Here is a 25662-nt window from a genome sequence, read left to right as displayed (position 1 = left end):
GCGCGAACATGTCGGTGCTGGTCGTCACCGGGACGGGCACGGAGGTCGGCAAGACCGTGGCCACGGCGGCGCTGGCCGCCGCGGCGGTGGCGGCGGGACGCTCGGTGGCCGTGCTCAAACCCGCGCAGACCGGGGTGGCCGAGGGCGAACCGGGGGACGCGGCCGAGGTGCGGCGTCTGGCCGGCGCGGACGTGACCGCCGTGGAACTCGCCCGCTACCCCGAGCCGCTGGCCCCCGAGACGGCGGCGCGCCGGGCCGGTCTGCCCCGGGTGCGTCCCGAGGCGGTGGCGGAGACGGCGCGGGCTCTGGAGGAGGAGCACGACCTGGTGCTGGTCGAGGGCGCGGGCGGGCTGCTGGTCCGCTTCGACGAGCGGGGCTCGACCCTCGCCGACGCGGCCCGGCTGCTGGGCGCCCCGGTGCTGGTGGTCGCCGCCGCCGGGCTGGGCACCCTGAACGCGACGGCGCTGACGACCGAGGCACTGCGCTCCAGGAGCCTGGAGTGCGCCGGGGTGGTGGTCGGCAGCTGGCCGCGCGAGCCGGATCTCGCGGCCCGCTGCAATCTGGCGGACCTCCCGGTGGCGGCGGACGCCCCGCTGGCGGGGCTGCTGCCGCAGGGGGCGGGCTCGCTGGAACCCCCGGTGTTCCGCGGGCGGGCGGCGGGCTGGCTCTCCCCTCGGCTGGGGGGCTCCTGGAAGGGTGGGACCCGGCCGGCGGAGGGAGAATGGGAGACCGCACCGAGGTGAGAGCCCCTCCCGGAGGATGCCCATGGCCCCCCGCCGCAGGTCCGCGACCGACGCCGTGCACCACCCCGTCTTCGCGCGCTACTACGCCCGCTTCGCCCCGGCGGTGGACGAACGGGCCGGGATCGGCGCGCACCGCGCCGAGCTGCTGGCCGGGCTGTCCGGCCGGGTGGTCGAGGTCGGGGCGGGCAGCGGCCTGAACTTCGGCCGCTACCCGGCCGCCGTGCGCGAGGTGGTGGCGGTGGAACCGGAGCCGCTGCTGCGGCGGGTGGCACGGGACGCCGCGGCGCGCGCCGCCGTCCCCGTCCGTGTGGTCCCCGGCGTCGCGGAGGAGCTCCCGCTGGACGGCGAGGCGTTCGACGCGGCCGTGGTGTCGCTGGTGCTGTGCTCGGTGAGGGACCCCGACCGCGCCCTGGCAGAGATCCGCCGGGTGCTGCGGCCGGGCGGCCGGCTGTGCTTCTACGAGCACGTCAGGGCCGACGGCACCACGATGGCCCTCGTCCAGCGGTCGCTGGACCGCACCGTGTGGCCGCGCCTGTTCGGCGGCTGCCACACCGCACGCGACACCGTGGCCGCGATCGGGGCGGCGGGCTTCACCGAGCTGTCCCTGCGGCGGCTGCGGGTTCCGGAGAAGGGCGCTCCGACACCGGTCTCGGCACACGTCCTGGGCGGTGCGCGGCGGCCGTGACACCGCCGGGGCGGCCGGGTGCGCGTCATGGCCGCGGCTTCCGGGGCGCTCCCGCCGCCGCCCCGTGGATGGATGGCCCCGCACCGGGTACGGACCTGTCAGTCGTCCCGGCTCCCGTGGGGGAGCCGTCCGTCCGAACCGGGAGGTGCGGTGTCCACTGACGCGCGGAAGGCGAGCGAGGCGCCGGAGGCGGAGCGGTCCGCCGCCCGGGCCCGCGGGCTGACCAAGACCTACGGCAGCGGCGAGACGGCCGTGGTGGCACTCGACTCGGTGGACGTCGACATCGCCGAGGGCCGGTTCACCGCGGTGATGGGCCCGTCCGGCTCGGGCAAGTCGACGCTGATGTACTGCCTGGCCGGGCTGGACACCGTCACCGAGGGAAGGGTGTGGATCGGCGACACCGAGGTCACCGGGCTGGGGGACGCGGAGCTGACGCGGCTGCGGCGGGACGAGATCGGCTTCGTGTTCCAGTCCTTCAACCTGCTGCCCACCCTGACGGCCCTGGAGAACATCACGCTGCCCATGGACATCGGGGGCCGCGGGCCGGACCGACGGTGGCTGGACACGGTGATCGACACGCTCCGGCTGCGGGACCGCCTCGACCACCGGCCCACCCAGCTCTCCGGCGGCCAGCAGCAGCGGGTGGCGTGCGCCCGTGCGCTGGCCTCCCGTCCGAGGCTGGTCTTCGCCGACGAGCCGACCGGGAACCTCGACTCGCGCTCCGGGCTGGAGCTGCTGGACTTCCTGCGCCGGGCGGTCGACGACCTGGGGCAGACGGTGGTGATGGTGACCCACGACCCGGGCGCCGCGGCCCACGCCGACCAGGTGCTCTTCCTGGCCGACGGGCGCATCGTCGACGAGATGCCGCGCCCCACCGCCGAGGCGGTCCTTGAGCGGATGAAGCGGTTCGACCCCGTGCGGCAGTACTGACCCCGGCCCGCCCCGCTCCGCCGTCCCCGGAAAGCGGCCGGGACGCGGCCGGGGCCCGAACCCCTCCCGCAGACCGAACCGTGAGGAGAGCCGTATGACACGACCGTTCCGTTTCGGCGTCAACCTGGTCGCCCTCGACTCCCGCGACGCCTGGCGTGCCAGGTGCCGCCGTGCCGAGGAGCTGGGGTACGACGTGCTGCTCGTGCCCGACCACCTGGGCGCTCCCGCGCCGTTCCCGGCGCTGGTCGCCGCGGCCGAGGCCACCCGGCGGCCCCGCGTGGGCACCTTCGTGCTCAACGCGGGCTTCTGGAACCCCGCTCTGCTGGCCCGCGAGGTCGCCACCTGCGACCGGCTGACGGGCGGACGGCTGGAGCTGGGGCTGGGCACCGGGTACGTGCGCTCCGAGCACGAGCGGGCCGGGCTGCCGTGGGGGTCGCCGGGCGAGCGGGTGGACCACCTGGAGCACACCGTCGCCGAGCTGGACCGGCTCCTGACCGACCCCGAGCACGTCCCCGCGCCCCGGCAGCGGCCCCGCCCGCCGCTGCTGATCGGCGGCAACGGCGACCGGGTGCTGCGACTGGCCGCCCGCCGCGCCGACATCGCCGCCTTCACCGGGGCCCGGCAGGCCCCCGGCGCACCCGAGGGCGTCATCCACCTGGTCAGCCCGGACGAGCTGGAGGATCGGACGGCCGCCTACCACCGCTCCGCCGCCGGCCGGGAGGAGCCCGCCGAGCTGAACTACCTCGTCCAGCGGGTGATCGTCACCGACGACCGGCGCGCGGCGGCCCGCGAGCTGGTCCCGTACGCCCTGGGCGCGACGGAGGACGAACTCCTGGAGCACCCGGCCCTGCTCACCGGCAGCGTCGGACAGATCGCCGAGCAGGTGCGCGCCCACCGCGAGCGGTACGGCTTCAGCTACATCTGCGTGCTCGACGAGTACATGGAGGCCTTCGGAGCGGTGATCGAGGAGTTGCGGGGCAGCTGACGCCCCTGGTGACCACATGCCGAGACACCGCGCGTACGCCGCCCGGCCGGTGCTGGGATGCCGTCATGGACGATCTTGTGAACAGCCCCGGCCTCCGGATCCGGACCGCCCTCGCCCCGGACATCGACGCCGTCCTGGCCTTCTGGGCCCGGGCCGCGGAGGGGACGAGCATCAGCGACGACCGTGCGGGAGTGGCCCGGCTGATCGACCGGGACCCGGGGGCGCTGCTGCTGGCCGTGCCCGGCGGGAGCCCCGGGGAGCCCGCGGCCGCCGGAGCGCCGGATGCCGGGCCGGTGATCGGCTCGGTGATAGCGGGCTTCGACGGCTGGCGCTGCCATCTGTACCGGCTCGCGGTCCATCCGGCGCACCGCCGCCGCGGTGTGGCCTCGGCCCTGCTGGCGGCGGCCGAGGCGCGGTTCGCCGCGCTGGGCGGGCGCCGGGCCGACGCCATGGTCCTCGACCGCAACACCTCCGCCCACCATGCCTGGCGTGCGGCCGGCTACGCGCCGCAGCCGCAGTGGAGCCGGTGGGTGAAGCCGCTGGACTGACGGGCGCGGCCCGGAGGCGGACCGGCGACCCCGGGCAGTGCGCGGCGGCTCGCATACGATGGACTGCCCATCGCGCGCTCGAGCCGTGTATCGCGGCCGCCGTGTCCACGGCGCGCGCTCCGGAGCGACATCCCAGAGAAAGGTGTGTGAGCGTCCGCCCATGGGCGAGCCTCCCAGTAGTACCGGCAGCAGAGCCGGCAGTAGAAGCGGCGGTGGAACCGGCCGCGAACACCGCCGTCGAGCGGCTCTCTCCGTCCCGCCGGACCAGGGGACGGGGGTGACCCGGTGACCGAAGTGCTCCTCCTGTTTCTGGCACTGCTGCTGACCCTGGCCTGTGCCGTGTTCGTCGCGGCGGAGTTCTCGCTGACCACCGTCGAGCGCGGCGATCTGGAACGGGCCGCCGAGCGCGGTGAACCGGGCGCCGACAGCGCTCTGACGGCGGTGCGGTCCCTGACCTTCCAGCTCTCCGGCGCTCAGCTCGGCATCACCGTGACCGGTCTGATCATCGGCATGCTCTCCGAGCCCTCGACCGCGCGGCTGCTGGCCGGCCCGCTGCGGGCGGCCGGGCTGCCCGACTCGGCGGCGTCCTCGGTGGCGCTGGTGGCGGGCACGGTGCTGTCCACGGTGGTGCTGATGGTCGTCGGCGAGCTGGTGCCGAAGAACTGGGCGATCTCCCGGCCGCTGCCGGTCGCCCGCCGGGTCGGCGGCCTGCAGCGCGGTTTCAGCGCCGCCTTCCGGCCGCTGATCACCCATCTGAACAACACCGCCAACCGGGTTCTCCACCGGCTCGGCCTGGAGCCCACCGAGGAACTGGCCTCGGCCCGCTCCCCGCAGGAGCTGGTCGCGCTCGCACGCCACTCGGCGAAGGAGGGCGCCCTGGAGGCGGACACCGCGGAACTGTTCGTCCGCACCATCCGGCTCTCCGAGCTGACCGCGCAGAGCGTGATGACGCCACGCGTCCAGGTCACCGCGCTGGAGGAGAGCACATCCGCCCAGGACGTGGTCAACGCCGCCCGGGCGACGGGCCTGTCCCGCTTCCCGGTCTACCGCGGCAACCTCGACACCGTGGTCGGCGTCGCCCACGTCAAGGACGTCATCGCCGTCCCCGCCGGACGCCGCGCCGGCTGCCCGGTCGCCGGGCTGCTGCGCGAGCCGGTGCTCGTGCCGGAGTCGCTGACCGTGGACCGGCTGCTGGACCGGCTGTCGGGCAAGCAGGGAAGGAACAGCATGGCGGTGGTGATCGACGAGTACGGCGGCACCGCCGGGGTCGTCACCCTGGAGGACATCATCGAGGAGGTCGTGGGCGAGGTCCGCGACGAGCACGATCCGCTCCAGACCCCCGATCTGGTCCCGGCGGGCGCGGACGAGGAGGGCCGTACCGTCTACGACGCGGACGGCGCGGCCCGCACCGACCGGCTGGAGGAGATCGGCCTGCGCGCCCCGGACGGCCCCTACGAGACCCTGGCCGGGCTGGTCGCCACCGAACTGGGCCGTATTCCGGTCGTGGGCGACGTCCTGGAGGTCGCCGGATGGCGGCTGGAGGTCGTGGACGCGACCGGACGGCGGGCCGCCGGGGTACGGCTGACCGCCCCGCCCGAACCCGGTGACGGGGACGGCCACGACGACCACGACGGCGGCCGGGACGACCACGACCGGGCCGGCGGTGGCCATGGCGGCCTTGGGGACACCGGCGGGCGCCTCGGGGACACCGGCGGGCGCCGCGGCGCCCGGGTCGGCGCCCGGAGCGGGGAGGCGGACCGATGACCGCCGTCCAACTGCTGATCGGCCTGCTGACCCTGGTCGCCAACGCCTTCTTCGTGGGCGCGGAGTTCGCGATGATCTCGGTGCGCCGCAGCCAGGTCGAACCGCTCGCCGAGCGCGGCGAGAAGCGGGCGCGCGGTGTGGTGTGGGGTCTGGAGCACGTGTCGGCCCTGATGGCCACCGCCCAGCTGGGCATCACCCTGTGCACCCTGGTGCTGGGCGTGGTCGCCGAGCCCGCGATCGCGCATCTGCTGGAGCCGGTGTTCCACCTCGCCGGCGTGCCGGAGGGCCTGATCCATCCGATCGCCTTCGTGATCGCGCTGGCGGTGGCGACGTATCTGCACATGCTGCTGGGCGAGATGGTGCCGAAGAACATCGCGCTGGCGGCGCCCGAGCGCGCGGCGCTGCTGCTGGGACCGCCGCTGGTCGCCCTCACCCGGGCCCTGCGGCCGGTGATCTTCGGTGTCAACGCCCTGGCCAACGGCCTGCTGAAGCTGCTGCGGGTGGAGCCCAAGGACGAGGTCTCGGCGACCTACTCCGACGACGAGCTGGCCCGGCTGGTGGCCGACTCCAGCGAGGCCGGGCTGCTGGACGAGCGCGCCACGGAGCGGCTGCGCGACGTGCTGGAACTGGGCCGGCGCCCGGTCGAGGACGTCGTACGGCCCACCGACCGCGTCGTCTTCGCCCCGTTCGGCGTCACTCCCGAGGGGCTGGAGCAGCTCTCCGCGCGCAGCGGGTTCTCCCGCTTCCCCGTGGTGGACGACCGGGGCAGGGCGCTGGGTTATCTGCACGTCAAGGACGCGCTCGACGCCGTGCACCGCGACGCGCCCTTCCCCGTCGCGGCGCTGCGGCCGATCGCCCGGGTACGGGCGACGACGCCGCTGGACGACGTGCTGGGCGCGATGCGCGGCAGCGCCACCCACCTGGCGGCGGTGATCGGCACGGACGGGCGCGCGGTCGGGCTGGTCACCATGGAGGACGTGCTGCGCGAGCTGGTGGGCCGCTGACGGCGGAGCGGGGCGCCCCCGAGGAGACGCGCACCGCAAGGAGACGTGCACCGGGAGAAGGCACGTACCAAGCGGTCGGTTATCATGTTCCGCGCCATGGACAGTGCAACCGACTCGCCCGCCCCGCCCGCCATCACCAGCTTCGTCGCCCTCGGGGACTCCTTCACCGAGGGCATGTCGGACCTGCTGCCGGACGGCAGTTACCGCGGCTGGGCGGACCTCCTCGCCGCCCGCCTCGCCGCGCGCACCGACGGCTTCCGCTACGCCAACCTGGCGGTGCGCGGCAAGCTGATCCGGCAGATCGCCGAGGAACAGGTGGAACCGGCCGCCGCCATGGGCGCGGATCTGGTGACACTGGTCGGCGGCCTCAACGACGTACTGCGCCCCAAGTGCGACATGGGCCGGGTGTGCGGCCTGCTGGAGGAGTCGGTCGCCAGACTCGCCCCCGAGTGCCGCCACCTGGTGCTGATGCGCAGCCCCGGGCGGCGCGGGCCGGTGCTGGAGCGCTACCGGGCGCGCATGGAGCACCTCTTCGACTTCATCGACGATCTCGCCGATCGGCACGGCGCCCTGGTGGTGGACCTGTACGGCTGCGAGGCGCTGGGCGATCCGAGGATGTGGGACGACGACCGGCTGCACCTGACCGCCGAGGGGCACGAGCGGGTGGCCGAGGCCGTCTGGCAGCGGCTGGGGCACGAGGCCGAGGCCGACTGGCACGCGGCCCTGCCTCCCGCCGTCCTGCCCGGCTGGTACGCGCGCCGCGTCGCCGACCTGCGCTTCACCCGCCGCCATCTGCTCCCGTGGATCGGCCGGCGGCTGACCGGACGCTCCTCGGGCGACGGACTGACACCCAAGCGGCCCGACCTGGCACCGCTGGACCCGGCCGTGGACCGGGGCCGGTACCCCGCACCCGACCTGGCACCGCTGGCCTGCGAGGACACCCCGTAGAATCCCCGGGTGTGACTGACAAGCCGCGCATCCCGAACGTCCTGGCAGGCCGCTACGCCTCCGCGGAGCTGGCCCGACTGTGGTCCCCCGAGCACAAGGTGGTACTGGAGCGGCGGCTGTGGCTCGCCGTGCTGCGGGCCCAGAAGGACCTGGGCGTCGAGGTGCCGGAGCAGGCCCTGGCCGACTACGAGCGGGTGCTCGGGGACGTCGACCTCGCCTCGATCGCCGAGCGGGAGAAGGTCACGCGCCACGACGTGAAGGCGCGGATCGAGGAGTTCAACGCGCTGGCCGGGCACGAGCACGTGCACAAGGGCATGACCTCCCGGGACCTGACCGAGAACGTCGAGCAGCTCCAGGTCCGGCTGTCGCTGGAACTGGTGCGCGACCGCGCGGTGGCCGCGCTGGCGCGGCTGGGCCGGCTGGCGGCCGAGCACTGCGAGCTGGTGATGGCGGGACGCTCGCACAACGTCGCCGCACAGGCCACGACCCTGGGCAAGCGCTTCGCGACCGCCGCCGACGAACTGCTGGTGGCCCACGCGCGGCTGGAGGAGCTGCTGGCGCGCTACCCGCTGCGCGGCGTCAAGGGGCCGGTGGGCACCTCCCAGGACATGCTGGACCTGCTGGGCGGGGACGGGGACGGGCTGGCCGAGCTGGAGGAGCGGATCGCCGCCCACCTCGGCTTCGGCCACACCCTCACCTCCGTCGGCCAGGTCTACCCGCGCTCGCTGGACTACGAGGTGGTGACCGCGCTGGTCCAGCTGGCCGCCGCACCCTCCTCGCTGGCCAAGACCATCCGGCTGATGGCCGGGCACGAGCTGGTGACCGAGGGCTTCAAGCCGGGCCAGGTCGGATCCTCGGCGATGCCGCACAAGATGAACACCCGCTCCTGCGAGCGTGTCAACGGTTTCGCCGTCATCCTGCGCGGCTACGCCTCGATGGTCGGCGAGCTCGCGGGCGACCAGTGGAACGAGGGCGACGTCTCCTGCTCGGTGGTGCGCCGTGTCGCGCTGCCGGACGCCTTCTTCGCCCTCGACGGCCTGCTGGAGACCTTCCTGACGGTCCTGGACGAGTTCGGCGCGTTCCCCGCGGTCGTCGCCCGCGAGCTGGACCGCTATCTGCCGTTCCTGGCCACCACCAAGGTGCTGATGGGCGCGGTGCGGGCCGGGGTCGGCCGGGAGACGGCCCACGAGGCCATCAAGGAGCACGCGGTGGCCTCGGCGCTGGCGCTGCGCGAGGGGGCCGAGCGCAACGAGCTGCTGGACCGGCTGGCCGCGGACGAGCGCATCCCGCTGGACCGGGAGCGGCTGGACGCCCTGCTGGCCGACCGGCTCTCCTTCACCGGCGCGGCAGGCGACCAGGTCGCCTCGGTGGTGGCCCGGATCGAGGAGATCGCGAAGCGCCATCCGCAGGCCGCCTCCTACGCTCCGGGCGCGATCCTCTGAACGCCTCCCCGACTGCCGGAGGCGCTCCCGGGCAGAAGGCCCGGTGGAAGGAGCACGAGGGAGAACCACGTCCAGGAGAGCCATGTCCGAGGAGACCTCCGGCAGGAGGACGTCCGGCACGGGGATGACCGCAGACGAGCTGGAGGCGCTGCGTGCCCGCACGGTTCCGGACGTGGTCGCCGAGGGGCTGCGCGTGCTGTTCTGCGGGATCAACCCCGGGCTGACGACCGCCCGGCTGGGCCATCACTTCGCCCACCCGGGCAACCGCTTCTGGCCGGTGCTGCACGCCTCCGGCTTCACCCCCCGGCGGCTGAGGCCCTCGGAGCAGCACGAGCTGCTCTCGTACGGCCTGGGCATCACCAACATCTCGCCGCGCCCCACCGCCCGGGCCGACGAGCTGACGCCCGAGGAGTACCGCACGGGCGGGCAGGTGCTGGCCGAGAAGGTGGCACGGCTGCGCCCGGAGTGGCTCGCGGTGGTCGGTGTGACCGCCTACCGGGCCGCCTTCGGGGACCGGAAGGCCCGGACGGGCCCCCAGGAGGCGGCGATCGGCGACACCCGGGTGTGGGTCCTGCCCAACCCCAGCGGGCTCAACGCCCACTGGACACTGGAGACGATGGCCGAGGAGTACGGCCGGCTGCGGGCCGCCGCGCTCGACGGCCCGCCCTGACGCGGCAGTCGGCCCGCCTCCCCCGGGGCATCCCGCCCGGCTCTCGCCCACCATGCGCTCATCGGATACGATCCGGCCACACATGCGCACTTCCCAGGAGGCGGACGTTGGGACGGCTCACCGGCAGGGACCCCTCCCTGCTGCGCAGGATCAACTCCGCCGTCGTCCTGCGCGCGCTGCGCGCCGCCGACGGCCCACCGACGCTGTCCGATCTGGCCCAGGCCGCGGAGTTGTCCCGGCCGACGGTGGAGGGCGTGGTGGAGCAACTGGTGGAGGCCGGGCTGGCGGCCGAGGCCGCCGTCGGGACCGGTGACGTCCGGCGGCAGGGGCGGCCCGCGCGCCGCTACCGCTTCCGGGCCGAGGCCGGTCATCTGCTCGGGATCGAGATCGGCCCGCACCGGGTGGCCGCCGTCCTCTCCGACCTGTGCGGGCGGCGGCTGGGCACGGCCGGGCGCGCGGTCTCCGAACAGGCGACGGCCGACGAGCGGCTGGAGCGGGCGCGCGCGGTGGTGGCGGAGCTGCTGCGCACCTGCGAGGTGCCGCGCAGCACCCTGCGCGCGGTGGGGGTGGGCAGCCCGGGGATCGTGGAGGCCGACGGCATGGTGCGGCTGTGCACGGCGCTGCCGGGCTGGACCGGTCTGCCGCTGGGCGAGCGGCTGCGGCGGTCGTTCCGCTGCCCGGTGCTGGTGGAGAACGACGCCAACGCCGCCGCGCTGGCCGAGCACTGGAAGGGCGCGGCCGCCGGGGTCGACGACATGGTGTTCGTCCTGGCCGGGCTGAGTCCGGGCGCCGGCTCGCTGATCGGCGGGCGGCTGCACCGCGGATTCGGCGGCGCGGCCGGGGAGATCGGCGCACTGCACCTGCTGGGGCGGGAGGCCACCCCCGAGCACCTGCTGTCCACGACCGGCGAGCCGCTGCATCCGCTGGACGAGGCGGCGGTGGCGCGGGTCTTCGCGCTGGCGCGCGAGGGGGAGGAGCGGGCGCGGCAGGCCGTCGAGCGGTTCATACGGCGCCTGGTCCACGATGTGGCCGCGCTGGTGCTGGCCCTGGACCCGGAACTGGTGGTCGTCGGCGGCTGGGCCACCGGACTGGACGGGGTGCTGGACCCGCTCCGCCGCGAGCTGGAGCGCTACTGCCTGCGGCCGCCGCGGGTCGCGCTGTCCCTGCTGGGCGAGGAGGCCATCGCGACCGGCGCGCTGCGGCTGGCGCTCGACCACGTCGAGGAGGAACTGTTCACCGTGGAGGGCGCCGTCGCCCGCTGACGTCCCGTCGCCGGCGGGCGCGCGGCGTGCGGTTCAGCCCGCCAGCAGCGGGACCCCGGCGGAGTCGCCGAAGGTGAGACGGCAGGTGTCGGCCCGGTAGGTGGAGAGCGCGACCGCGGCGGTGCCGCCCGCGGCGAGGTAGCGGGTGGTGACGACGAGGACGGGCGCGCCGGGCAGCCGGTCGAGCCGTCTGGCGTCCTCCGCCCGGGCGGAGCCGAGCTCCACGGCCCGTTCCTGGCCGCCCAGTTCGAGGCGGTTCAGTTCGCGGAGGACGGCACGGCCGCGGGCGGCTCCCGCCTCGGTCTCGATGCCGGACATGCCGGGTACCGATGCGGCCGGTACGTACAGCGTCTCGGTGGCGACCGCCTGACCGTGGGTCATGCGAACGCGCTGGACGGCGTACACCGGCCGGCCGGTGTCCGTTCCGAGGGTCCTGGCCACCGCGGCGGGCGGTACGGTCTCCTGGCAGTCCTCGGCCTGCCAGGCGTCACCGGGGGCGCCCGGCCAGCTGTGCCGGGCGGGGTTCACGTCGACGCCGACGCGCGGCGGGGCGACGGTGGTGCCCACCCCGCGGCGGCGCTGAAGGCGTCCTTCCAGCTCCAGCTGCTCCAGGGCCTGACGGAGCGTGGCACGGGCGACACCGAAACGTGCGGCCAGGTCCCGCTCGTTCGGCAGGATCTCCCCCACCGTGAACTCCGAGTCGAGCGCCTCCGACAGCACGGTCTTGAGGTGCCGGTACTTCGGTTCCGGCACCGTCTCCAGTCGCGTGGTCCCCACCCTTGCCTCCGCAGTCGCCGTGTCCCGCCGGAATTTATGCGCGCTTCTTTTTTAAAGGTTGTTGCGTATGCCGACCTTAGGGAGCGGCGACCCATTTGGTCAAGACCAATCCGGCCCGCTAGCGTGCCGAAGCGGCAGGGCGGGCCGCCGGAAGGCGGCTGCGCGAGCGGCAAGAGGACCACAACAGGGCGACACGAGGGCGAGGGCGGGCATGGAGCAGCGGGTAACGGTCGTCACCGGCGGCAGCCGGGGTATCGGGGCGGCTGTCGCCCGGCGGCTGGCACGGGCCGGACACCGCGTCGCGGTCGGCTACCAGCACTCCCGCGAGGCGGCCGAGGAGACGGCGCGGGCGGTACGCGCCGAGGGCACCGAGGCGGTCACCGTGCGGCTGGACACCAGTGTGGGGAGCGAGGTCGACGCCCTCTTCGAGGAGGCGGCCCGGGAACTGGGCGCGGTCACGGGCGCGGTCCTGAACGCCGGGATCACCGGCCCGCTGGGCCGGTTCACCGAGACCTCCACCGAGGTGATGCGCCGGGTGGTGGACGTCAACGTCATGGGCACGCTGCTGTGCGCCCGGCGCGCGGCCCTGGCGATGTCCACGCGGCACGGCGGCCCTGGCGGCTCGATCGTCACCGTCTCCTCGTGCGCGGCCACGCTCGGCGGCCCCGGCGAGTACGTCCACTACGCCGCGGCCAAGGCGGCGCTGGACGCCATGACGGTCGGGCTCTCCAAGGAGTTGGGGCCCGACGGTGTGCGGGTGAACTCCGTACAGCCCGGGGCGATCCTCACCGACATGCACGCCACGATGGGCGATCCGCAGCGGCCCTGGCGCAAGGCCGAGGTGATCCCGATGGGCCGCCCCGGGGAGCCGGAGGAGGTGGCGGGCGCGGTCGCCTGGCTGATGTCCCCCGAGGCGTCCTACACGACCGGGGCCGTGCTGCGGGTGAGCGGCGGGCTGTAGACGCGCCGGTACGGGCCCCGCGGAGCCCGTACCGGTGAGGGGTGGTCAGGTGCCGGGGCGCGGGTCAACCGGCGGGACGCCGGGCGGCGGCCCGCTCCGGCGCGGGCACGCCGCCCGGTGCCCCCGTCGTCTCCTGCGCCCCGGACGCGGCCGGGCGGCGGTGCCGGGCGCGGACGCCCAGCACCACGCCCGCCCCGACCAGCAGGCTGCCGCCCGCCTGCGCCCAGCCGTAGGATCCGGTGGCCACCAGCGGGGCGGTCAGCGCCGCGCAGACCGGGATGAGTCCGGAGAGAAGCGTGGCCCGCTCCGCGCCGATGCGGTGGACGGCGGCGTACCAGCAGACGAAACCGATCACCGTGACGACGACCGCCTGCCACAGCAGTGCCGCCGCCTCGGCCGGGTCCGGCATCCGCAGCCAGGCCCGGCCGTCGAGCACCGCGCCGAGCAGCGCGGCCTCCACCGCCGCCAGGGCGCAGGCAGCCGTGGACAGCAGACGGGCGCCCAGCGGGCGCACCAGGGGGACGGCGATCACCGCGAACCCCACCTCGCCCGCCAGCGCGGCGGCCGACCACAGCAGTCCGGCGGCGTCGGTGCGTCCCCAGCCCTGCACGGCCATGGCCCCGGCCGCCACCAGCAGCGCCCCGTACACCACCGCACGCGCGGGCCGGCGGCCGTCCAGGGCGGGGACGACCACGGCCACGACGACCGGCGCGCAGCCGACCAGTACGCCGGGCACCGCGGGTTCGGCGGTCCGCTCGGCGGCCAGTACGGCGAGGTTGAAGCCGACCATGCCCACCGCGGCGAGCAGGGCGAGGCGTGCCCACTGACGCGCGGTCAGCAGACGCAGGGGCGCGAGCGCCCCGCGCCCGAGCAACGGCAGGAGCAGCAGGCACGCCAGGCCGTAGCGCAGGGCCTGGCCGCCGGCGTGGGGGTAGTCACCGAGCACGCTGTTGGCGGTGAAGGAGGCGCCGACCAGGCAGCAGGCGACGGCGGCGAGCAGGGCGCCGCGGCGGTGCTCGGCCCGGGAGGGGCCAAAGGAGGAGATCATGGGGCCGACGTTAGGAAGGAGCGCGGACCGGTTTAAGGTCCACTTCCATGGCGGTTACGGGGACCACTTCCGGCGAAAGCGCGGGCGGGTGCGCGGGGGGCGGCGGGGACGGGGGAGCGCCGGGCACGCAGCCGGGCGCCGGGCCTGGCGGGAGCGCGGCGTGGGGGCTGCTGCTGCCCGTCTGCGCGGCCCCGCCCCGGCAGCGCGGCCGCGTCCTCCAGGCCGGCCTGCGCGAGGCGGTGCGCTCGGGCCGGCTGGAGCCCGGTGCCCGGCTGCCCTCCAGCCGCGAACTCGCCGCCGATCTGGGGGTCTCCAGGGGGCTGGTCACGGAGGCGTACGAGCAGCTGACCGCCGAGGGCTATCTCACCAGCAGCCGGGGCTCGGGCACCTGGGTCGGCGACACCGCGCGCGGCGCGCCGGTGGGCGCCCCGCCCGACGGGGAGCGTACGGCCGCGCCCGCCGTGGACTTCCGGCCCGGTTCCCCCGACCCGGCGCTGTTCCCTCGCACGGCCTGGGCGGCCGCCCACCGCAGGGCGCTGGCCGGCCTGCCGCACCATGCCCTCGGCTACCCCGATCCGCGCGGGCTGCCCGAACTGCGCTCGGCGGTGGCCGCCCTGCTGACGCGGCGGCGCGGGGTGGCCGCCACACCCGGGCGGGTGGTGATCTGCTCGGGTGTGGCGCAGGCGATGACGCTGCTGGCCCTCACCCTGGACGGGCGCGGGAGCCGGACGGTGGCGGTGGAGTCCCCGGGGAGCTTCGAACACGCGGCGCTGTTCGCGGCGGCCGGGCTGCGCACCGTGCCGGTCGGCCTGGACTCGGAGGGCCTGCTCCCCGGGGATCTGGCGGCTTCGGGGGCACGGGCCGCGGTGCTCACCCCCTCCCACCAGTTCCCGTCCGGCATCGCCTACTCCGCCGCGCGCCGCTCGGCGCTGCTGGCCTGGGCCCGCGACGCGGACGGCCTGCTGGTCGAGGATGACTACGACGGCGACTTCCGCTACGACCGGGCGCCCGTCGGCGCCCTCCAGGGGCTCGACCCCCGGCGGGTCGCCTACACCGGGTCGGTCAGCAAGTCCCTGGCGCCGGGGCTCCGGCTGGGCTGGCTGGTGGCGCCGGACGATCTGGCCGGGGAGATCGTGGGACGCAAACGGACCATGGATCTGGGCCATCCGGTACTGGACCAGGCGCTGCTGGCCGACTTCATCGCCCGCGGCGAGTACGACCGGCAGTTGCGGCGCTGCGGACGCGCCTACCGGCAGCGGCGCGACGCACTGCTGCGGGCGCTGGCGCAGCACATCGGGGGCACGGAGGTGACGGGGATCGCCGCGGGGCTCCACGTCATCGCCTCGCTGCCGCCCCGGTGCGGCCCGCAGGAGCGACTCCTGGCCCGTGCGGCCCGGGTGGGGGTGGCGGTGCGGCCGCTGTCCGACTACACACCGCCGCACCCCTCGCCTCCGTCCTCGCCGCCGCAAAGCGACGGCGAGGACCGTGGGAACGGTGAGCACGGCGGGCGCGTACGGCTGGTGCTGGGCTACGCCCATCTGACGCCGAACCGGATCGCGCACGGCGTACGGCTGCTGGCCGAGGCGGCCCGGCACCCGTGACAGGAGCGGGTAGGGTCCGCCGCGTCAGATCTCCAGCTCCGCCTCGATCCTGCGCAGCTGGTGCCGGGCCATGGCGAGGTTCGCCCGCGCCTTGTCCAGGGCCAGGTAGAGGAAGAGGCCGTCGCTGCCGCGCCCCCTCAGCAGCCGGATCAGGTGGTACTGCCCGCCGAGGGTGATCAGGATGTCCTCGATCTCGTCCTTCAGGCCCAGCATCTCCATGGTGCGCACCTTGGCGCGGACCACGTCGGTGTTGCCGGCCGCGGCGACGTTCAGGTCGAGCTCCTTGCCTCCTCCGACGGTGCCGAGCGCCATGCCGCTGGTGTAGTCGACGAGGGCGGCCCCGAGGGAGCCCTCGATGGCGGTCATCGCTTCCTTGAGTGAGGTTTCGACGTTGGCCATGGCTGTCGCACTTCCTTTCCGTGTGCACCGCGGTGCACGTTCCGGTCTCTTTTTCACATATCGGCTTCTCGTGGGCGGACTCGCCCGCGGTGTGGCCCCGGGGAGGCCGGGCGGTGCCGGTGGTCCGGCTCGGCTCAGCCCTCCTGTGGCCGTTCGTTCGTGCCCGCGGCCAGGCGGGCGATGCGGGCTCCGGTCCGGCGGGCCTCCAGATGGACGCGGCCCACGTTGGCGCGTGGCTCCGCCAGGACGGCCAGGAAGGTGGCGGGGCCCGCCGCGTAGGCCGCGACGTAGCCCCTCTCCCCTCGCACCAGCAGTTCGCGGAGGCGGCCCCGGTCGGCGGTCTCCGCCAGCCGCAGCGCGTCGGCGAGGGCGGTGGCGGTGAGCGCCGCCAGGGCTCCGGTCCGCGTGCCGGGGGCGTCCTCCGCGAGCAGGACGCCCCCGGCGCCGACCGCGAGGGCGCCGGTCAGATGAGGGACGCGGGAGCGCAGCATGCGCAGCTCCCGCAGCACTTCCGGGTCGGCCGCGGCGGGCTGCCGCACTCCGGCGAGCTGCTTCAGCGCGCGCCTCACGGCAGGACTCCGGAGCCGGCGGGGACGGTCGGGTGCATCACAGGCGCGCCTCCAGGGCATCGCGGATCCGGAGCAGCAGGGCGATGTCCGGATCGGCGGACACCTCCGGTAACCGGGCGGCGGACACGGGGGACGGGGGCGGGGCGGCTCCGGACGTCGGGGAGTCCGCGGAATCCGGAGAGTCCGGAGAGTCCGGAGAGTCCGGGAACGCCGGGGGCCGGGAGGAGGACGCCGGTCCGGGCGCGGGGGTCTGGACGTGCCCGGCGGCGGCCAGCCGCCGTACGTCGATCAGCACATGGAAGGCCGGGCGGCCGAGCCGTCGCGCGATGTCGGCAGGAGTGCGCGTCCCGTCCGCCAGTTCCAGAAGGGCGCGCTGCCTGCGGGTCGGGGCGGGAAGAACGGCCTGCCTGCTTCGGACCACCGGGGCGGCGTCCACCTCCGGGTGCGGCCACAGATCCTCCAGCAGCCTTCTGCGGCGCAGGACCTCCCGTTGCAGGTCCTCTGCCGGAACCGGCCGGACGGGCCCCAGCCAGTGGGACAGGCCGCTGCGGAACCGGGCCGGTCCGCTGCCGGGGGCAAGGGCGAAGAAGGCCGCGTCGTACAGCGCGCCCAGGTGGTAGACCTCCAGCTCGCCCCGGGTCAGCCGGCCGTTGTCGACCAGGAAGCGTGCGACCTGCCGACGGGCCCCGGCCCGCTCCACGGCCTCCCGCCAGCCCTCGGCGGGGAGTCTGCCGCCGAGGGTGAGCAGTACGTCCAGCCCCGGGGAGACGGGGCTCTCCGCGTGGACGACATCGCCGTCTCGCAGGTATAGCGTCCCGCTGCCCCGCAGCAGTGCCCCGGTGGCCCGCCGCGCCGCGAGATGGACGAGCATCGGTGAGAGGGCGGCCCTCATCCGAGCACCAGTCGTTCGGACAGGTGGCGCAGGCGGATGCGGGCGAGGGCGAGGTTGCCGTCGTCCCGGTCGAGCCACAGGTGGACGAGGAGGCCGCCGTCGAAGACCTGCCCGACGAAGCGCAGCAGGTGGTAGCCGTCACGGGTGGTGACGATGAGGTCCTCGACCGGCTCTCCCCCGCCGGTCTCCGGCTCTCCCGCGAACTCCCCGCCGTCGCTTCCGCGTCCGGAGCCGCCGGGTGCGGCGAACGCGATGTGCTCGGCGGCCGTGCGGGCGAGTTCGGCCGTCCGGGCGGCGGTCGTCTCGTGGTCGCCGCACGACGGCTCGCCCACCGCGCCGAGCGCGAGTCCACTGGTCCAGTCGACCACGGCGGCGCCACGGGCACCGGGCAGCGTCATGGCTTCGAGCAGGCATTCGTCGATTCCGGGCACGTAGGACCCCCCTCCTGCTCGACGTGCGGACGCACCACCGGTGGTGCGGAAGTGACGACGAGGTTACGCATCGTGTCACCCGTTCCGGGTACATTTGAACGATTTCGACCGAGGAAGCGGCGTACTGTTCGAGTGGCAAGTGAACTTGTCATTTTCACGTCGTTCTCCGCCCGCCTTGCCCAGCGCCTGCCCGGCGTCTGCCCGGCGTCCGTCCCGGCGCGGAGGCTCTGGTGCGGCGGGCACCGCCGCGTTCACCCGGAACGGGCCCGCACGCAGCGGCGCGGTTCCCCCGCGTTCGCCTCGCGCGGCCACCATGACCGGCCGTACGACCCGCTCGGCCCGATGCTCAGGAGGTTGTTCGCGCATGGCACACCAGGACTCACCGGAGCGCGCCGCGCCCGCTCGGCGCTCGGTTCTGCGCGGCACGCTGGCCGCCTCGGCGGCGCTGTCCCTGCCCACCGCCGCGCTGGTGCCGGCCGCCGCGCCCGCGCTGGCGCTGTCGGGACGGCCGAGGGCCGGCTGGGGAGTGCAGACCGGGGATGTGACGGCCACGTCCGGCCTGGTGTGGGTGCGCTCGGACCGACCGGCCCGGATGCTGGTGGAGACCTCCGCCACGGAGTCCTTCCGCAACCCGCGCCGCCGGTACGGCCCCCTCCTCGGGCCGGACACGGACTTCACCGGTACGACGGCGCTGCACGGACTGCCGCCGGGCCGGCAGATCCACTACCGGGTGGTGCTGGCCGACCCCGACGACCCCCGGCGCACCGGCGAGCCGGTGTACGGCACCTTCCGCACCGCCCCGGCGCGGCGCCGGGACGGGGTGCGCTTCGTGTGGTCGGGCGACCTCGCCGGGCAGGGCTGGGGTATCAACCCCGACCGCGGCGGCTATCCGGTCTTCGACGAGATGGCCCGGCTGGACCCGGACTTCTTCCTCTTCAGCGGCGACACCGTCTACGCCGACGGCCCGCTGACCGAGACCGTGGCGCTGCCCGGCGGCGGCACCTGGCGCAACGTGGTCACCGAGGAGAAGTCGAAGGTCGCCGAGACCCTCGACGAGTACCGGGGCAACTTCCGCTACAACCTCATGGCCGAGTCGCTGCGGCGCTTCAACGCGCAGGTGCCCTCCATCGTGCAGTGGGACGACCACGAGGTGGTCAACAACTGGTATCCCGGCGAGATCCTCGCCGACGCCCGCTACACCGAGCGGCGCGTGGACGTGCTGGCGGCCCGGGCCCGGCGGGCGTTCGGCGAGTACTTCCCCCTCTCCTCCCCGCGGCGCGACCGCGACGGGCGGGTCTACCGGGTGGTGCGCCACGGCCCGCTGCTGGACGTCTTCGTGCTGGACATGCGCACCTACCGGAACGCCAACTCCCCCGGCCTTGAGGCCTCCGATCCACAGGGTGTGCTGGGCGCGGAGCAGTTGGCCTGGCTCAAGCGGGAGCTGGCGCGCTCGCGCGCGGTGTGGAAGGTGATCGCCTCGGACATGCCGCTGGGGCTGGTCGTCTCCGACGGCGAACACGCCGAGGCGGTGGCACAGGGCCATCCGGGCGCGCCGCTGGGGCGCGAGCTGCAGATCTCCGAGCTGCTGCGGTTCGTCCGCGACCGGCGGATCACCGGCACGGTGTGGCTGACCGCGGATGTGCACCACACCTCGGCCCAGCACTACGACCCGGTTCGGGCGGCGTTCAAGGACTTCGCGCCGTTCTGGGAGTTCGTCACCGGGCCGCTGAACGCCGGGGCCTTCCCGGCGAGCGCGCTGGACGGCACGTTCGGCCCCGAGCGGGTCTTCGTCAAGGCGCCGGAGCGCGGCAACGTCTCCCCGGGCGAGGGTTACCAGTTCTACGGCCAGGTGGACATCGACGGCGACAGCGGCGAGCTGACGGTGCGGCTGCGCGAGGAGGGCGGCGCGGTGCTGTTCACCAAGGTGCTGCACCCCGGCCGCGTCGGGCAGTAGGCGGCGGGGCGTCCACGGGCGCGGCGCGGCGCGATACGGCGCAATACGCTGCGCCCATGGACGCGAACGACGACCGCACCGGCGATTCCGCGGCCGGCCTGACGTACACCGGGGCGGGCGCCACCCGCGAGGACGGCATGCCCGGCCGGCCGCCGGGCTTCGGGCTGCTGCGGGTGCGCACCCGCCTCGGCACGGGCCGGGAGGTCTTCCGGGCCGCCGGGCGGGCCGTGCTGACCTGGCGGATGCACCGGGCCATGGGCGTGGAGATGGCCACCGGCTCCCCGCGCGCCGAGCCCGGGGTGCGTGTGGTGGTGGGCCTGGGCGCCGGACGGCTGCGGATCCACGCGCCGTGCCGGGTGGTGTGGGCGGCGGACGGCGAGCGGCGGGCGGGCTTCGGCTACGGGACACTGCCGGGGCATCCGGAGCGCGGTGAGGAGGCGTTCGTCGTGGAGCTGGACGACGAGGGGGCCGTCTGGCTGGAGGTGCGTGCCTTCAGCCGTCCCGAGGTGTGGTGGGCGCGGGCCGCCGGGCCGCTCGTCCCGCTGTTCCAGCGGCTGTACGCCCGGCGGTGCGCGGCGGTGCTGCGACGGCTCTCCCGCGCCTCCCCCGCCTCCCGCGCATGACGCAGCCCCCGCGCATGACGCGGCGCCCGGCGGGGAGGCGTCCGGCAAAAAGGGCATGGTTCCCAGAAGGCCCTTAACCCATCGGTCACAACCCGTTCGTGATCACGCAACACCCGTCGGTGAGAGTGGCCGCATGACCGAATCCTCCGCACACCGCGCAGACCGCCGCACCACTCGCCGCGCCACCCGCCGCAAGGCCCGCGGCCCGCACCACTGGCGGCACGACCTGGTCGAGCTGGCGGCGCTGTTCACGGCCGTGGCCGTGGCCGACAGCATCGCCAAGACGGTGGCGCACGGACCCGACGGGCCCGTGCTGCTGGTGCTGTCGGCCGCCGCCCTGCTGGCCACGGCGGGGATCCACATCTGGTGGGCGCGGCGCCGCCACCATCCGCCGCCCGATCCCGGCGGCGGTCCGGCCGACGCGGGCTCCGCGCAGGAGCCGCCGGTGCTGTGGCGGCTGCGCACCACCGTGCGGGAGGAGCCCGGATCGCTCGCCGCGCTGTGCACCGCCCTGGCGGAGCTGCGGGTGGACGTCATCGGCCTCCAGACGCACCCGCTGGGCGAGATGACGGTGGACGAGTTCCTGCTGCGGGCGCCCCGCGCGCTGGAGGCCGCCGAGCTGGGCCGGGCGGCGGCCGCGGCGGGCGGGCGGGACACCTGGCTGGAGCGGGCCGACGCCCACGATCTGGTGGACACCCCGACCCGGGTGCTGGGCCTGGCCACCCGTACCGCGCTGGACAGCGCCGAACTCCCGCTCGCGCTGCGCCAGTTGCTCGGCCGCTGCACGATCCGCTCGGTGCCCTCCCGGGCGACGGGCGGGCAGCCGCACGGAGAGCCGTGCGGCGACGAGGTCCCCGAGGACGGCGTGCTGGAGGGGACGGTGATCCGGATGCGCGATCCGCACGGCGGGACGATCGTCGTGGAGCGCCCTCACCTGCCCTTCACCCCGACCGAGTTCGCCCGGGCCCGCGCCCTGGTCGAGCTGGACACCCGGCTGGACGCCCAGCCGGACCCCCGCCCGGCCGGAGCCGCCGGGTCCGGCCCCGGGGCGGAGCCGGCGGGCCGGATGCCGCGCCGCCGCGAGACGCTCACGCTCCCGGAGGGTAACGAGATCACCGTGCGGCGGGCGGACACCTGCGACCTGGAGGCCGCGCGCGCGATGCACCGGCGCTGCTCGGCGCGCACCCTGGCCGCGCGCTACCACGGCCCGGTCAGGGACGCCGACCGCTATCTGAACCACCTGCTCAGCCCGCGCTTCGGCCGCACACTGGCGGCCGAGACCGCGTCGGGGAAGCTGGTGGCGCTCGGCCATCTGATGTGGGACGGCGACGAGACGGAGGTGGCCCTCCTCGTCGAGGACGTCTGGCAGCGCCGCGGCATCGGTGCCGAACTGCTGCGCCGTCTGGTGGCGATGGCCACCGAGGCGCGGTGCGAGAGCGTCTACGCCGTGACGCAGTCGCACAACACCGGCATGGTGGCGGCCATGCGCGGCCTGGGGCTGCCGCTGGACTACCAGGTCGAGGAGGGCACCCTGGTGATCACCGCCCGGCTCGTCCCGGTTCCGGCAGCCGCCGAGACGGGACCGCGCTGACACTCGCGGCATCCTCTTCGGCGCTCCCGGCGCGGCGCTCGGCCCCGCTCCCGGCTCCCCGGGCGGAGCCGAGCGCCGCGTCGAGGTCGTTCCACAGGTCCTCGACGTCCTCCAGGCCGACCGACATCCGCAGCAGCCTCTCGCCGATCCCGCCGGTGCGGCGGTCGTCCTCGCAGACGATGCGGTGGCTGATGGACCCGGGGTGCTGGATGAGGGTGTCCACGCTGCCGAGGCTGACCGCCGGGGTGATCAGCCGCACCCCCGCGATCACCTCGTGCGGCTCCCCCTCGACCTCGAAGGAGACCATGGCGCCGCCCAGCCTCGGGTAGTACACCCGGGTGATCCGCGGGTCGCCGGCCAGGCGCCGGGCCAGTTCCGCGGCCGTGGCCGACTGCGCCCGCACCCGCACCGGCAGCGTGGACAGGCCGCGCAGCAGCAGGTAGCCGGCGAGCGGGTGGAGTACGCCGCCGGTGGCGAAGCGCACCTTCCGCAGCTCGCGGGCCGTCTCCTCGTCGCAGGCGACGACGCCGCCGAGGACGTCTCCGTGGCCGCCCAGGTACTTGGTGGCGCTGTGCAGCACGATGCGGGCGCCGTGCTCGACCGGCCGCTGCAGCACGGGGGTGGCGAAGGTGTTGTCGACCAGCAGCGGCACGGAACCGCAGGAGTGCGCCACGGCCTTCAGGTCGATTTCGGCCAGAGTGGGATTGGCCGGTGTCTCCACCATCACCAGGCCGGTGTCGGGGCGTATGGCGTCGGCGATGCCCGCCGGGTCGGTCCAGGTCACCTCGGTGCCCAGCAGCCCGCTGCCGAGCAGGTGATCGCTGCAGCCGTACAGCGGCCGGACCGCGACGACGTGCCGCAGCCCCTGGGCGGCGCGCACCAGGAGCACGGCGGTCAGGGCCGCCATGCCGCTGGCGAAGGCCACGCCCGCCTCGGCGCCCTCCAGCCGGGCCAGGGCCGTCTCGAAGCGTGCCACGGTGGGGTTGTCGAGCCGGGCGTAGACCGGCGGGCCCTGCAGCTGGGCGCCGGTGGCGGCGAACTCGTCCAGCCGGGCCGCCTCGGCCCGGCTGTCGTGGGAGGGGTAGGTGGTGGACAGGTCCAGGGGGGCGGCGTGCAGGCCGAGAGCGGCGAGGTCCTCGCGTCCGGCGTGCACGGCCTCGGTGGCCAGCGTTCGGGTGGCGGCCGGCGGCGTCGTGTCCATGCTGTCCTGGTGAGTCATGCCGCGATGCTGAACAACTACCGGTGTGTAGCGGAAATGCTCCGTGCTATGTTCGGCGAATGTCCGATTCAGTCGTTCTCGATCCGGTCGATCTGGAGATTCTGCGCCTTCTGCAGAACGACGCCCGGACCACCTACCGCGATCTCGCCGCCGCCGTCGGCGTGGCCCCCTCGACCTGTCTGGACCGAGTGGCGCGACTGCGTCGCGGCGGGGTGATCCTCGGCCATGCGCTACGACTGGATCCGGCCAAACTCGGAAGGCCGCTGGAGGCCTTTCTTTCGGTACAGGTCCGGCCCCACAGAAGGGAGCTGATCGGTCCGTTCGTGGAGCGCGTCCGAGCGCTGCCGGAGTCGCGGGCGCTGTTCCACCTGACCGGCCCCGACGACTACCTCGTCCATGTCGCGGTCGCCGGGACCGCCGATCTGCAGCGGCTGGTGCTGGACGAGTTCACCTCGCACCGGGAGGTCGCCCGGGTCGAGACGCGGCTGATCTTCCAGCAGTGGACGTGCGGCCCGCTGCTGCCCGCCGAACGACCGGGCTGACCCGCGGCGCCCCGGCGGCCTCCCCCGTGACTCGGCGGGCGCCGCCGTACCAGGATGAGGCCCATGTCCGATGACACGAACACCTCACCCGAGACCGCACCCGGCGCCGAACCCCTGCCCCGCCGGGTCGCCGACGCCTATGTCGACGACCTGGTCGCACTCGATCCGATCCTCGGCACCTACCTCGGTCTCCCCGGCGGCCCGAAGGAACTGCCCGACTTCTCCCCCGACGGCCAGGAGGCCCAGGCCGCCCTGGACCGCGCCACCCTGGAGCGGCTCGCCGAGGCCGAGCGGCGGCCCGGCGGGGACGGCGACGCCGAACGGCGCTGCGCGCGCCTGCTGCGCGAGCGGCTGACCGCGGGGCTCGCCGTGCACGAGGCGGGCGAGGGGCTGCGCGCCGTCAGCAACCTCCACTCCCCGGTGCACTCGGTACGCAGCGTGTTCACGCTCATGCCGACCGCGACCGACGAGGACTGGGCAGCCGTCGCCCGGCGGATGACGGCCGTGCCGGCCGCCCTGGAGGGCTACCGCGCCTCGCTGGCCAAGGGCCTGGCCGGCGGGCTTCCGGCCGGACCGCGCCAGGTGGACACCGTGATCGGGCAGCTCGGCCAGTGGCTGGGCGGGAGCGGCGGCGCCGGCTGGTTCGCCTCCTTCGCCGCCGGCGGCCCCGAGCCCCTGCGCGCCGAGCTGGACAGGGGCGCCGCCGCGGCCGCCGGCGCGGTGGCCGGTCTGCGCGACTGGCTGCGCGACACCTACGCCCCGGCCGTCCACGGAGCCCCGGACACCGTGGGCCGTGAGCGGTACCGGCGGTGGGCGCGTTACTGGAACGGCACCGACCTGGACCTGACGGAGGCGTACGCCTACGGCTGGGAGGAATACCACCGCATCCACGCCGAGATGCGCTCCGAGGCCGTGAAGGTCCTGCCGGGGGCCGCGACCCCGTGGGAGGCGCTGCGCCACCTCGACACGCACGGCCGGGCGATCGAGGGCGTGGAGGAGACCAGAGCCTGGCTCCAGGGGCTGATGGACGAGGCGATCGAGAAGCTGGACGGCACGCACTTCGACCTGGCCGGGCCGGTCCGGCGTGTGGAGTCCATGATCGCTCCGCCGGGCAGCGCCGCTGCGCCGTACTACACCGAGCCGTCGCTGGACTTCTCCCGGCCCGGCCGCACCTGGCTGCCGGCGATGGGGCGGTCCCGCTTCCCCGTCTACGAGCTGGTCACCACCTGGTACCACGAGGGCGTTCCCGGCCACCACCTCCAGCTCGCCCAGTGGACGTACGTCGCCGACCGGCTCTCGCGCTACCAGACGTCGGTGGGGATGGTCAGCGCCAACGCCGAGGGCTGGGCCCTGTACGCGGAGCGGCTGATGGACGAGCTCGGCTTCCTGCACGACGCCGAGCTGCGGCTGGGGTATCTGGACGCGCAGATGATGCGCTCCGTCCGGGTCATCGTGGACATCGGCATGCATCTGGGGCTGGAGATCCCGGGCCACTCCCCCTTCCACCCCGGCGAGCGCTGGACACCGCACCTGGCCCAGGAGTTCTTCGGCATGCACAGCGGCCTGCCCGCCGACCACGTCGAGAGCGAACTGGTGCGCTACCTGGGCATGCCGGGCCAGGCGATCGGCTACAAGCTGGGCGAACGCGCCTGGCTGAAGGGCCGCGCGGCCGCCCGCACGGCGCACGGCGACGCCTTCGACGCCAGAAAGTGGCACATGGACGCGCTCTCCCTGGGCTCGCTGGGCCTGGACGACCTGGTGACGGAACTCTCCGCGCTCTGACCGCGCGCGAGCCGCGCTCCGATCCGCACTCCGAGCGCGGTACGGCGCCTCGCGGGGCGCGCGGACATCCGTCGCGCGCCCTGCGAGGGCCGCCCGCCGCTTCCCCCTCGCCCCGCCGCCACTCCCCGGCCTCCCCGCCGTCACCCTTTCGACACGTTGCTGGTGTACATGCCGGGTTTGCGGAAACCACCACCGCCCCTTTCCGGACACCGTTGCGGCGCTTGGTCCGACGCCATATCAGATGATCGTCCGCAGGGCCACAGCCTGGCCATTTCCCCTCCATCGCACGGGC

Annotated in this window: 25 protein-coding genes; 18 read left to right on the top strand and 7 right to left on the bottom strand. The window is 74.9% G+C overall.

Features of this window, described 5'->3' with window-relative positions:
- Window positions 1-8 precede the first annotated feature (8 nt).
- The 11 genes from bioD (at window position 9) to BM237_RS07075 (ending at window position 10981) form a co-directional block, all read left to right on the top strand.
- Window positions 9-743 (top strand): dethiobiotin synthase, encoded by a 735-nt coding sequence (gene bioD, locus BM237_RS07125; protein WP_175540914.1) that lies wholly within the window; start codon window positions 9-11, stop codon window positions 741-743.
- A gap of 16 nt (window positions 744-759) precedes the next feature.
- Window positions 760-1428 carry a class I SAM-dependent methyltransferase gene (locus tag BM237_RS07120; RefSeq protein ID WP_093848673.1) on the top strand — a complete coding sequence of 223 codons (669 nt, stop codon included), beginning with the start codon at window positions 760-762 and terminating at the stop codon, window positions 1426-1428.
- A gap of 150 nt (window positions 1429-1578) precedes the next feature.
- Window positions 1579-2358 (top strand): ABC transporter ATP-binding protein, encoded by a 780-nt coding sequence (locus BM237_RS07115; protein ID WP_245793461.1) that lies wholly within the window; start codon window positions 1579-1581, stop codon window positions 2356-2358.
- A 94-nt stretch (window positions 2359-2452) separates the two neighbouring features.
- Window positions 2453-3343 (top strand): LLM class F420-dependent oxidoreductase, encoded by an 891-nt coding sequence (locus tag BM237_RS07110; RefSeq protein ID WP_093848671.1) that lies wholly within the window; start codon window positions 2453-2455, stop codon window positions 3341-3343.
- A 65-nt stretch (window positions 3344-3408) separates the two neighbouring features.
- Window positions 3409-3891: a GNAT family N-acetyltransferase gene (locus BM237_RS07105; protein WP_093848670.1), complete on the top strand. Its 483-nt coding sequence runs from the start codon at window positions 3409-3411 to the stop codon at window positions 3889-3891.
- A 285-nt stretch (window positions 3892-4176) separates the two neighbouring features.
- A complete protein-coding gene (locus tag BM237_RS07100) occupies window positions 4177-5655 on the top strand; it encodes a hemolysin family protein (protein ID WP_093848669.1) in 1479 nt (492 codons plus the stop codon).
- The gene (locus tag BM237_RS07095; RefSeq protein ID WP_093848668.1) at window positions 5652-6659 is read left to right on the top strand and encodes a hemolysin family protein; all 1008 of its coding nucleotides are present in this window, start codon (window positions 5652-5654) and stop codon (window positions 6657-6659) included. Before BM237_RS07100 ends, BM237_RS07095 begins: the two co-directional genes overlap by 4 nt.
- Before the next feature lie 96 nt (window positions 6660-6755).
- Window positions 6756-7607: an SGNH/GDSL hydrolase family protein gene (locus BM237_RS07090; protein WP_093848901.1), complete on the top strand. Its 852-nt coding sequence runs from the start codon at window positions 6756-6758 to the stop codon at window positions 7605-7607.
- 11 nt (window positions 7608-7618) lie between these two features.
- Entirely contained in the window at window positions 7619-9049 is a 1431-nt protein-coding gene (gene purB, locus BM237_RS07085; RefSeq protein ID WP_093848667.1) for an adenylosuccinate lyase, read from the top strand.
- A gap of 82 nt (window positions 9050-9131) precedes the next feature.
- Complete coding sequence (gene mug, locus BM237_RS07080) at window positions 9132-9719, top strand: G/U mismatch-specific DNA glycosylase (RefSeq protein ID WP_425443659.1); 588 nt, start codon at window positions 9132-9134, stop codon at window positions 9717-9719.
- A 107-nt stretch (window positions 9720-9826) separates the two neighbouring features.
- Window positions 9827-10981 carry an ROK family transcriptional regulator gene (locus BM237_RS07075; RefSeq protein WP_093848666.1) on the top strand — a complete coding sequence of 385 codons (1155 nt, stop codon included), beginning with the start codon at window positions 9827-9829 and terminating at the stop codon, window positions 10979-10981.
- A 33-nt stretch (window positions 10982-11014) separates the two neighbouring features.
- Here the strand turns inward: BM237_RS07075 and BM237_RS07070 are convergent, their stop codons facing one another.
- Entirely contained in the window at window positions 11015-11758 is a 744-nt protein-coding gene (locus BM237_RS07070; protein WP_093848665.1) for a GntR family transcriptional regulator, read from the bottom strand.
- Between the two features lie 211 nt (window positions 11759-11969).
- Here BM237_RS07070 and BM237_RS07065 point away from each other — a divergent pair, with 211 nt between their 5' ends.
- Complete coding sequence (locus BM237_RS07065; RefSeq protein WP_093848664.1) at window positions 11970-12719, top strand: SDR family oxidoreductase; 750 nt, start codon at window positions 11970-11972, stop codon at window positions 12717-12719.
- 64 nt (window positions 12720-12783) lie between these two features.
- Here the strand turns inward: BM237_RS07065 and BM237_RS07060 are convergent, their stop codons facing one another.
- A complete protein-coding gene (locus BM237_RS07060; RefSeq protein WP_093848663.1) occupies window positions 12784-13767 on the bottom strand; it encodes a DMT family transporter in 984 nt (327 codons plus the stop codon).
- Window positions 13768-13814: 47 nt separating this feature from the next.
- Here BM237_RS07060 and pdxR point away from each other — a divergent pair, with 47 nt between their 5' ends.
- A complete protein-coding gene (pdxR, locus tag BM237_RS07055) occupies window positions 13815-15368 on the top strand; it encodes a MocR-like pyridoxine biosynthesis transcription factor PdxR (protein WP_093848662.1) in 1554 nt (517 codons plus the stop codon).
- Between the two features lie 24 nt (window positions 15369-15392).
- Here pdxR and BM237_RS07050 read toward each other — a convergent pair whose 3' ends face one another.
- The 4 genes from BM237_RS07050 to BM237_RS07035 all read right to left on the bottom strand — a co-directional run bounded on the left by BM237_RS07050 (window position 15393) and on the right by BM237_RS07035 (window position 17659).
- Entirely contained in the window at window positions 15393-15767 is a 375-nt protein-coding gene (locus tag BM237_RS07050) for a hypothetical protein (RefSeq protein WP_093848661.1), read from the bottom strand.
- Window positions 15768-15901: 134 nt separating this feature from the next.
- Window positions 15902-16336: a roadblock/LC7 domain-containing protein gene (locus BM237_RS07045; RefSeq protein ID WP_245793460.1), complete on the bottom strand. Its 435-nt coding sequence runs from the start codon at window positions 16334-16336 to the stop codon at window positions 15902-15904.
- Window positions 16337-16373: 37 nt separating this feature from the next.
- A complete protein-coding gene (locus tag BM237_RS07040; protein ID WP_093848659.1) occupies window positions 16374-17228 on the bottom strand; it encodes a hypothetical protein in 855 nt (284 codons plus the stop codon).
- Window positions 17225-17659 carry a roadblock/LC7 domain-containing protein gene (locus BM237_RS07035; protein WP_093848658.1) on the bottom strand — a complete coding sequence of 145 codons (435 nt, stop codon included), beginning with the start codon at window positions 17657-17659 and terminating at the stop codon, window positions 17225-17227. The genes BM237_RS07040 and BM237_RS07035 overlap by 4 nt, the downstream gene beginning before the upstream one ends.
- Before the next feature lie 364 nt (window positions 17660-18023).
- Between BM237_RS07035 and BM237_RS07030 the strand changes: the two genes are divergently transcribed.
- The 3 genes from BM237_RS07030 (at window position 18024) to BM237_RS07020 (ending at window position 21827) form a co-directional block, all read left to right on the top strand.
- Window positions 18024-19613 carry an alkaline phosphatase D family protein gene (locus BM237_RS07030; protein ID WP_093848657.1) on the top strand — a complete coding sequence of 530 codons (1590 nt, stop codon included), beginning with the start codon at window positions 18024-18026 and terminating at the stop codon, window positions 19611-19613.
- A 56-nt stretch (window positions 19614-19669) separates the two neighbouring features.
- Window positions 19670-20236, top strand: a complete 567-nt coding sequence (locus tag BM237_RS07025; protein WP_093848656.1) for a DUF1990 domain-containing protein — start codon at window positions 19670-19672, stop codon at window positions 20234-20236.
- A 133-nt stretch (window positions 20237-20369) separates the two neighbouring features.
- Complete coding sequence (locus BM237_RS07020; RefSeq protein ID WP_107415207.1) at window positions 20370-21827, top strand: GNAT family N-acetyltransferase; 1458 nt, start codon at window positions 20370-20372, stop codon at window positions 21825-21827.
- Here the strand turns inward: BM237_RS07020 and BM237_RS07015 are convergent.
- Window positions 21775-23046, bottom strand: a complete 1272-nt coding sequence (locus tag BM237_RS07015; protein WP_245793459.1) for a trans-sulfuration enzyme family protein — start codon at window positions 23044-23046, stop codon at window positions 21775-21777. The two genes, BM237_RS07020 and BM237_RS07015, sit on opposite strands and share 53 nt — an antisense overlap.
- Window positions 23047-23105: 59 nt before the next feature.
- On the opposite strand from BM237_RS07015, the gene BM237_RS07010 reads away from it, so the two are divergent.
- Window positions 23106-23588 (top strand): Lrp/AsnC family transcriptional regulator, encoded by a 483-nt coding sequence (locus BM237_RS07010; protein WP_093848655.1) that lies wholly within the window; start codon window positions 23106-23108, stop codon window positions 23586-23588.
- A 63-nt stretch (window positions 23589-23651) separates the two neighbouring features.
- Window positions 23652-25370: a DUF885 domain-containing protein gene (locus BM237_RS07005; RefSeq protein WP_093848654.1), complete on the top strand. Its 1719-nt coding sequence runs from the start codon at window positions 23652-23654 to the stop codon at window positions 25368-25370.
- The last annotated feature ends 292 nt before the right edge of the window (window positions 25371-25662 follow it).

This window comes from Streptomyces mangrovi, from assembly GCF_900114215.1.
In the GTDB taxonomy this organism is placed as follows: Bacteria; Actinomycetota; Actinomycetes; order Streptomycetales; family Streptomycetaceae; genus Streptomyces; species Streptomyces barkulensis.
The sequence above is the reverse complement of the archived record's forward strand: the minus strand, read 5'-3'. Positions and strand labels throughout refer to the sequence as shown.

Coding starts and splice junctions, on each gene's coding strand:
- bioD (WP_175540914.1), top strand. CDS start 9: ATGTCGGTGCTGGTCGTCACCGGGACGGGCACGGAGGTCGGCAAGACC.
- BM237_RS07120 (WP_093848673.1), top strand. CDS start 760: ATGCCCATGGCCCCCCGCCGCAGGTCCGCGACCGACGCCGTGCACCAC.
- BM237_RS07110 (WP_093848671.1), top strand. CDS start 2,453: ATGACACGACCGTTCCGTTTCGGCGTCAACCTGGTCGCCCTCGACTCC.
- BM237_RS07105 (WP_093848670.1), top strand. CDS start 3,409: ATGGACGATCTTGTGAACAGCCCCGGCCTCCGGATCCGGACCGCCCTC.
- BM237_RS07095 (WP_093848668.1), top strand. CDS start 5,652: ATGACCGCCGTCCAACTGCTGATCGGCCTGCTGACCCTGGTCGCCAAC.
- BM237_RS07090 (WP_093848901.1), top strand. CDS start 6,756: ATGGACAGTGCAACCGACTCGCCCGCCCCGCCCGCCATCACCAGCTTC.
- mug (WP_425443659.1), top strand. CDS start 9,132: ATGTCCGAGGAGACCTCCGGCAGGAGGACGTCCGGCACGGGGATGACC.
- BM237_RS07065 (WP_093848664.1), top strand. CDS start 11,970: ATGGAGCAGCGGGTAACGGTCGTCACCGGCGGCAGCCGGGGTATCGGG.
- BM237_RS07060 (WP_093848663.1), bottom strand. CDS start 13,767: ATGATCTCCTCCTTTGGCCCCTCCCGGGCCGAGCACCGCCGCGGCGCC.
- pdxR (WP_093848662.1), top strand. CDS start 13,815: ATGGCGGTTACGGGGACCACTTCCGGCGAAAGCGCGGGCGGGTGCGCG.
- BM237_RS07050 (WP_093848661.1), bottom strand. CDS start 15,767: ATGGCCAACGTCGAAACCTCACTCAAGGAAGCGATGACCGCCATCGAG.
- BM237_RS07040 (WP_093848659.1), bottom strand. CDS start 17,228: ATGAGGGCCGCCCTCTCACCGATGCTCGTCCATCTCGCGGCGCGGCGG.
- BM237_RS07030 (WP_093848657.1), top strand. CDS start 18,024: ATGGCACACCAGGACTCACCGGAGCGCGCCGCGCCCGCTCGGCGCTCG.
- BM237_RS07025 (WP_093848656.1), top strand. CDS start 19,670: ATGGACGCGAACGACGACCGCACCGGCGATTCCGCGGCCGGCCTGACG.
- BM237_RS07020 (WP_107415207.1), top strand. CDS start 20,370: ATGACCGAATCCTCCGCACACCGCGCAGACCGCCGCACCACTCGCCGC.
- BM237_RS07015 (WP_245793459.1), bottom strand. CDS start 23,046: ATGACTCACCAGGACAGCATGGACACGACGCCGCCGGCCGCCACCCGA.
- BM237_RS07010 (WP_093848655.1), top strand. CDS start 23,106: ATGTCCGATTCAGTCGTTCTCGATCCGGTCGATCTGGAGATTCTGCGC.
- BM237_RS07005 (WP_093848654.1), top strand. CDS start 23,652: ATGTCCGATGACACGAACACCTCACCCGAGACCGCACCCGGCGCCGAA.